The organism is Collinsella sp. TF08-11AT, assembly GCF_003437035.1.
Lineage (GTDB): Bacteria > Actinomycetota > Coriobacteriia > Coriobacteriales > Coriobacteriaceae > Collinsella.
Window position 1 is genome coordinate 1 of the sequence record NZ_QSRL01000024.1, and the last position, 7,225, is coordinate 7,225.

General features: G+C 59.7%; 6 protein-coding genes and 1 rRNA gene. All 7 read right to left on the reverse strand.

The genetic code is table 11. From position 1 onward, the window contains the following. Nucleotides 1-2,317 (reverse strand): tRNA (adenosine(37)-N6)-threonylcarbamoyltransferase complex transferase subunit TsaD (gene tsaD / locus DXC79_RS09830; RefSeq protein ID WP_117636060.1); only part of this gene is annotated, 2,317 nt, incomplete at its 3' end. Further along, a complete protein-coding gene (gene tsaE / locus DXC79_RS09835; RefSeq protein ID WP_006235849.1) occupies nucleotides 2,304-2,810 on the reverse strand; it encodes a tRNA (adenosine(37)-N6)-threonylcarbamoyltransferase complex ATPase subunit type 1 TsaE in 507 nt (168 codons plus the stop codon). The genes tsaE and tsaD, both read right to left, overlap by 14 nt. 12 nt (nucleotides 2,811-2,822) lie before the next feature. Next, on the reverse strand, nucleotides 2,823-3,443 hold the full coding sequence (locus DXC79_RS09840) for a uracil-DNA glycosylase (RefSeq protein WP_117565042.1): 621 nt from the start codon (nucleotides 3,441-3,443) through the stop codon (nucleotides 2,823-2,825). A gap of 8 nt (nucleotides 3,444-3,451) precedes the next feature. Then, nucleotides 3,452-4,597, reverse strand: a complete 1,146-nt coding sequence (gene alr, locus DXC79_RS09845; RefSeq protein ID WP_117636061.1) for an alanine racemase — start codon at nucleotides 4,595-4,597, stop codon at nucleotides 3,452-3,454. Nucleotides 4,598-4,599: 2 nt separating this feature from the next. Then, nucleotides 4,600-6,216, reverse strand: coding sequence for an NAD(P)H-hydrate dehydratase (locus DXC79_RS09850; protein ID WP_082435564.1), 1,617 nt, complete (start codon nucleotides 6,214-6,216; stop codon nucleotides 4,600-4,602). Further along, nucleotides 6,217-6,756, reverse strand: a complete 540-nt coding sequence (gene acpS, locus DXC79_RS09855; protein WP_117636062.1) for a holo-ACP synthase — start codon at nucleotides 6,754-6,756, stop codon at nucleotides 6,217-6,219. It abuts the gene before it with no gap. 173 nt (nucleotides 6,757-6,929) lie between these two features. Continuing rightward, nucleotides 6,930-7,045: ribosomal RNA gene (rrf, locus tag DXC79_RS09860) — 5S ribosomal RNA — on the reverse strand. Between the last annotated feature and the right edge of the window lie 180 nt (nucleotides 7,046-7,225).

Consider the following 7,225-nt stretch of genomic DNA (forward strand, 5'->3'; position numbering starts at 1 on the left):
GGGCGACCTCCGCGATCATGGCTGCGTTATCGGTACAGGCAGACAAGGGCGGCACCGTCACGCGAATACCCTGACGCCCAAGCTTCTTAATCATCATCTCGCGCAGATGCGGATTAGCCGAGACACCACCGCCGATGCAATACTCCTTGCACCCGGTGGCGTGCAGGGCGTTTTTGGCCTTCTTGTACTGCACGTCAAAGACCGCCGCCTCAAACGAGGCCGCTAGGTCGGGCAGGTGAATCGTGCGCCCGGCCTTGGTCTCCTGCTCGATGTAGAGCGTCACCGCCGTCTTGAGGCCCGAAAGCGAGAAGCGATAGTCCCCCCTGCTGTTAAGCGCACGGGGGAAATCGATCGCCTTGGGGTTGCCCGTCTCGGCAAGCTTGGAGATGATAGGGCCTCCGGGATAGCCAAGACCCAGTGCCTTTGCCACCTTGTCGAAGGCTTCGCCCACGGCGTCGTCGAGCGTCTCGCCAAGCACTTCATAGTCGCCCCATGCCTTTACGTGCACGAGCATGGTGTGCCCGCCCGAAACGAGCGTAAAGATAAACGGGGGCTTGAGGTCGGGCTGCGCCAACAGGTTGGCAAACAGGTGGCCCTCCAGATGATCGACGCACACCAGCGGTTTGCCGGCAGCATACGCAAAGCCCTTGGCGAAGGCGACGCCCACTACCAGAGCACCCACCAGGCCCGGACCCTGCGTCACGCCAACAGCGGCGAGTTCGCTCGGCGCGATGGCTCCACCCTCAAGACCAAGCGATGCTGCGGCATCCTCGAGCGCCGCATCCACGACACTCACAATCACCTCAACGTGTTTGCGCGAGGCGATCTCGGGCACCACGCCGCCAAAGCGGGCGTGAAAATCAATCTGTGTCGACACCTGGTTGGCCAGCATATTGCCATCCGCATCGATAATCGCCACGGCCGTCTCGTCGCAGGAGCTCTCGATAGCGAGCACTAGGCGGCGGCGCTCAATTTCGGCACGCTCCCCCTCGGAGCGCCCAGGCGCAGGCAGCGGCCATACGCGCTGCTCTGCCGCCGTCGGCTCGGGCGAAGCATTATCGACCGGAAGCACCAGGGGCAGCGGAGCCGTCATGACAATGGCGTCCTTGCCGGCACCATAGTAGCCGCGGCGCCGTCCTGCCTCGGTAAAGCCCAGAGCGTTATAAAGCGCGGTCGCTCCCTCGTTACCGTCCTCGACCTCGAGCGAAGCCGTAGTGCAGCCAAGCATCTGGGCATCATAGCTCACGTGCGACAGCAGCTTGCGGGCAATGCCCTCACGGCGATGTGCCGGGTCGACGGCGACATCCAGAATCTGCACATCACCATCCACGACCATACCGCCGGCAAGGCCCAGCAGCTTGCCGTCGTCGTGTGCCACCCACCAACTACGCGGCGCAGCGACGTCCTCGCCCAGTTCGGACAGGAACATGCCCGGCGTCCATGCCTCGTGTCCGGCACCTTCAAAGCAGGCAGCCTCCAGCGCGCTCGCGCCCTCGGCATCCGCCGCGCCCATGGGACGGAACTGCAGATGACGACCGGCGAGCTCATCGGCAACACCCGTAATTTCGCTCTGCGCACTCTCGGCAAGACCAAGACGCTTGCGCTCGTTTTCCTCGGCATCCGAAAGGCGCGTGTAAATCGGCAGGACGCGGGCCGGATCGCCGTCACCCGCAGCGTGCGCGAGCAGCAAGCCCTCGCCCGAAGGCCACCACAGGTCGCGCTCCACGCAGCGGGCGGCCTCGTCCTCACCCAGCAGCTTGCCATAGCGCACGAGACCGTCACCGGTCAGCTGAACCTGGCCCCAGTCCGCTGCTTGGCGCCACTCATCGAGCGCCACGGCGGCCTTGACCACGTGTTCGCGCTCAAATTGACGCTCGGGACCCTCATCGACCAGCATATACAGCGCCGGATATACCTCACCGCGCATAGCATCGGCCAAGATACCAAGCTTGCCGCGCACGCCAGCCTTCCACGCCGTCCAAGCGCAAGCGTCGAGCGTCGACACGCCCAGCAGCGGAACATTGGCACCACGCGCGAGGCCCTTGGCAGTGGAGATGCCGATGCGCACACCCGTAAAGGACCCCGGGCCGCGGCCGACCACATAGCAACCAACATCGCTGCGATCCAGACCGGCTTGAGCCAGCACGCCATCAACGGTATTCACGAGCTCAACGTTGGCGTGACGGCGACACATGTGGTCGCCACTCACGAGCTTCGTCTCACCCGTCTGCCCATCAATCCAGCTTGCCGCGCAGGCAAGCATGTCGGTCGAGGTATCGAGCGCCACCACCAGCGCGTTGTCGTTATGCAAGCTCATCTTGTACAGCCTTATCAATCAAATGGGAAAGCTCCATTGCGCGGTCACCGTGCGCCTCAAGCGTTATCGTTCGCACATCGCTGTCGCCCTCATCACGCTTGAGCGTCACCGAAAGATACTCATCCGTCAGCTCGTCCTGGAATTGTTCGCCCCATTCCAGCAGGCAAGCACCCTCATAGCCCAGCACATCGAAAATGCCCGTATCCTCGAGCTCGTAGGCATGCTCCAGGCGGTATAGATCAAAGTGAAACAGCGGAATACGACCTTGATCGTGAACGGCCATGAGCGCAAACGTAGGACTCGTAACCATATGCCCATCGCCCAGCCCGCGCGAGACGCCCTTGGTAAAGTGAGTTTTGCCCACTCCCAGGCCACCGGTCAGGATGAGCACATCGCCGTCCTCAAGGCACGGTGCAATTAGCTCGCCAAAGTACTCCGTATCGGCAGCGCAAGTCGTTTTGTAAGTACCTACCCCCAGGCGCTCCAGGGACATATATGCTCCTTATTATTCCGAGGCGTCCTCTGGTGCGGGATGTCGCCCCAGATAGTCGCCCAGCATCTTAAAGTCTTCCTCCAGCAGCTCCTGCCACGCTGGATTGCGTAGCGCTGCTGCCGGATGGAAAGTGGGCATCACCACAAAGTGCCCCATCTGATGGAACCTGCCGCGCAGCTTGGTAATGCCGATCTCGGTCTTGAGCACAAAGTGCGTTGCGGGGTTGCCGAGCGTCACGATGATATCGGGCCAGATGCTTCGAATCTGCTCGCGCAAAAACGGTGAGCAAGCCAGCACTTCCTCGGGGCGCGGATTGCGGTTTCCCGGCGGGCGGCACTTAAGCACGTTGGCAATGTAGACGTCTTCGCGTTTGAGCCCCGCCAGCGACAAAATGCCGTTGAGGTCCTCGCCTGCCGCCCCCACAAAGGGCTCGCCCTGCAAATCCTCATTACGGCCCGGCGCCTCGCCAATAAACATCACGCGAGCGCGGGGGTTTCCCACGCCAAACACGATGTTGTGGCGCGACTGGTAAAGCTGGCAAAGGTGACAATCGCCCAGAACGGCCTCGATCTCCTCGAGTGCGACCTCACGCGGCGCCTGATGGCTATGGCCGGGAATGTGCATGACGCCCATAGCGACTCCTACACGTAGACCTTGTCGAGACGCATACCAAAGCCGCAAGCGACCTCGTAGTTAATCGTGCCGCGTAGGCGCGCCATCTCGTCCATGGTAATCTCGGCATCTCCATCGCGGCCGACAATGATCATCTCGTCACCATACTCGGCCTCGGGAATCTCATGCGCCGGGTTGGACTGAATGGCGACCATAAACTGGTCCATGCAGATATTGCCCACCTGACGCACACGCTCGCCGCGATACAGCACGTCCATACGATTGGAAAGCGTACGCGAAAGGCCATCGGCATAACCGATCGGAAGGGTGCAGATCTGAACGCGCGTGCGCGGTACGCGGTAGGTAAAGCCGTAGCCCACGCCCTCGCCCATCGCAGGATGCGCCACGCGCGTCACACGCGCGTGGACGCTCATGACGGGATCAAGCTGCATCACGCGACCACTCAGCTCGCATGGTTGCATGCCATACAAGCCAACGCCGGCGCGAATCATATCAAAATGCATCGAGGAATCGAGCATCGAGGACGGCGTGTTGGCGCAGTGCACGATACCGCACTCAAAACCCGCGTCCTTAATGGCCTGAACGGCCTCGGTAAAGCGTTGGCACTGCAGTTTGTAGTCCCAACCCGAAGGTTCATCGGCCGTGGCGAAGTGCGTAAAGACGCCATCACACTGGATACCGCGATGGAAGCTAATACCACGAACAAAGTCGAGCACCTGCGTGTAGTGAACACCGATGCGGTTCATGCCCGTCTCGATGGCTAGATGGTACTTGCCCACCTTGCCTGCCGCGACGGCGCATTCGCCATACGCGAGAGCAAAATCGGACGTATAGACCGAGGGCATGATATCGAACTCGAGCAATGCAGGAATAGCCTCGATAGGCGGCTCGCTTAGAATCAGGATGGGCTTAGTAATTCCGCCCTGACGGAGCCCAACGCCCTCGTTGACCGTCGCCACGGCAAACATGTCGGCACCAGCCGAATACATGATCTTAGCGCACTCAACAGCTCCATGACCATAAGCATCGGCCTTGACCACGCAGCACAAGCGCTGACGCGGATTCAACAAGTTCTTATAGGCTCTCGTGTTGCGACGGAGCGCCCCGCGGTCGATCTCGACCCAGGACCAGCGCGTCAAATCGGCTTTATTCATGATTAGTCATCCGACCCTTCGTCCATGATTCCCAGATCTTCGAGCGCATCCTTTGCCGCCAGCTCCATGGCAGGACCGATCAAGTCGATAAGATCGGTCGCGATAACGCTCTTCTCACCATACTCCGTCGCCGCGGCAAAACCGGCGTAGCTGTGAAGTGCGACGGCGTACGAATACAGCAGCTCCCAACGATCCATCTCGTCGCGCATGGTGGCAAGCGTGCCGGCCAAAATACCCGCGAGAACATCACCAGAACCGGCAGTTGCCAGAGAAGCCGGACCCGAGAGTGGCAGCAGCACGCGCTCAACGCCACAGATAGCCGTCGTCGGCCCCTTGGCTATGACCACCAGATTGTCGGAGCCTGCAGCCCAGACAACCTTCTGCGCAGCTGCAATCGCGGTACCAAGGTCGTTCACCTCGTCACCGGCAACCAAACGCGAAAGCTCACGATAGTGCGGCGTCATAACCAACGGCTGCTCACGACGATACATCTCGGGGTTACTATCAATACCGTCAATGGCAATCTTAGCAAGGCAGTTGAGTGCATCGGCGTCCAAAATTAGCGGTACATCAAGCTCGAGCAAGCCCGAAACCACCTGCATAGCGCCAGCAGACGTCGTCATACCGGGACCGCACAGTACGCAGCTGTACTTCTTTGCGATCTCGCACACCGTCATGCGCGCAGCGGCGCCAAAGGAGCCGCGGGAATCAGACGGAATAGCAAAGACGGGAATCGAAGGAAGTGCCATGCGAATAAGATTGGCGCAGGCATCAGGAGCCGCGACCGCCACGTAACCAGCACCCGCGCGAGCTGCAGACTTGGCCGCCATAATGGCAGCACCAGGATATTGCGCCGATCCGGCGACAATAAGCACAGAGCCACGGGAATACTTATCGATATTCGATGGTAGCGGAGCAAAGTAATCAACTAAGTCACCGGGCTCGACAATCTCGGCGGCGTGGTCAACATCATCGATGACTTCGTCAAGACGGTCGTAAAGATTGCCGCAGATCAAATCGCCAGCATACTCAGGGCCATCAGCGCTATACAGACCAATCTTGGGCGCAATCATCGTCACCGTGCGCTCGGCACGAATGCAGTCGTCATCAACAACGCCCGTCTCGGCATTCAGGCCCGAGGGGACATCAATGGATACGACACAATCGGCGCATTCATTGACCGTAGGAATCCAAATGGAGAACGGCGCACGCAGATTCCCGTGGAAACCGGTACCAAAAATGGCATCGACAACAACATCCGCCTTATCGATCAAAACCTCGAGTTCGTCACGCGAGGGACCGACGCAAACGTGCACATCGCGGCCGGCAGTTCGACGAGCAACATGACGTGCCAAAGCAGCAGGAATCTCATCCGGCTCAACCGGAGAAACGATATCCACGTCCACACCCTTGTGGCTCAGGATATCGGCGGCAACCCAACCGTCGCCGCCATTATTACCAAAACCGACCAGAACGAGAACCCGATCGGGATTGAGCTTCAAGACCTCGTTGGCGGCAAACTCACCCGCTAACTCCATAAGCTCGGCCTTCGAAGTTCCTTCGCGTTCGATAATATCCTCGAGGCGAACGACTTCCTCGGTACTCAAAACCGGTTTCATCTATGCTCCTAGCGTATCTTGCGAAGCATCGCCCTGATGCTCCGTCAAAGCTGAATTTTGCAGTTGCTCAAGCTCATCTAAAACCGAGCGAGCCTCTTTAAATGTTTGTGCAACGCGTTCCTTGGTGCTCACCTTTTCTTCCTTAGGCTTGGGTCGAGCATCCTCGGTGATCGCAATGGCATTGGCTACGGCCAAATCACCCGTCAAGGTAATGGAAAGCGCAACTTCAATGACACCCAACTCTTGAGCAATCTCGAGCGCTCGACCCGAAAGCACTGCTTTAGGCTTTCCGAGCTTATCACGCGTTACCGAGACGTCTTTGCGGCCGACGCCCTGGCTAAAGCCCGTACCAAGAGCCTTGAGAACCGCTTCACGAGAAGCAAAACGGCTCGCATAGTGCGCTGCAGGACGCGATGAAGCGTCGCAATATGCGCACTCTTCTTCGGTAAACACACGCCGAGCAAACGACGGCGTCTTTTCAAGGATTGATTTCATGCGGGAAATCTCGACGATATCAACGCCGATACCAGCTTCAGCCATGTTCACCTCCATATTGCACAGACTAAGTTATTGTAGCCCGTTAACGGAAGATGCGACAAACGAGGGTCATAAAACACAGCGAGTTTGTTAGATCAGGCTTTAAACGCAAAAAAGGGGGAGGCCGCGAGGCCTCCCCCTTCTTCAATCTCGATGACGGCTCGGTGCCGTCCACCGGTCAGCGGCGCCCTGGCCTCCCACGGGCTGGCCCCGCAGTACTCTCGGCGCGATGGGGCTTAGCTTCCGGGTTCGGAACGGGACCGGGCGTGCCCCCCATGCTCTGGCCGCTGACCGGTGGGCGGCGCCCACCGTTACGGTGTCCGGGTGTCTCGTCTACGTGCCCTGGGGGCCGCATGGCGTATAGGAAAGGGAACTGACTCGGGGGCATCCTCGTGCCCGGACCGCGCTTTCGAGCGCATGTCCCGCGGGCCGCGAGGTGCGGTTCCGGAAGAGCTCGGGCGATTAGTGCGGC

What these genes read in the sequence shown, in the direction of transcription:
- tsaE (WP_006235849.1), bottom strand. Translation starts at nt 2,810, where the DNA reads ATGTCCCTGGAGCGCCTGGGGGTAGGTACTTACAAAACGACTTGCGCT.
- DXC79_RS09840 (WP_117565042.1), bottom strand. Translation starts at nt 3,443, where the DNA reads ATGGGCGTCATGCACATTCCCGGCCATAGCCATCAGGCGCCGCGTGAG.
- alr (WP_117636061.1), bottom strand. Translation starts at nt 4,597, where the DNA reads ATGAATAAAGCCGATTTGACGCGCTGGTCCTGGGTCGAGATCGACCGC.
- DXC79_RS09850 (WP_082435564.1), bottom strand. Translation starts at nt 6,216, where the DNA reads ATGAAACCGGTTTTGAGTACCGAGGAAGTCGTTCGCCTCGAGGATATT.
- acpS (WP_117636062.1), bottom strand. Translation starts at nt 6,756, where the DNA reads ATGGCTGAAGCTGGTATCGGCGTTGATATCGTCGAGATTTCCCGCATG.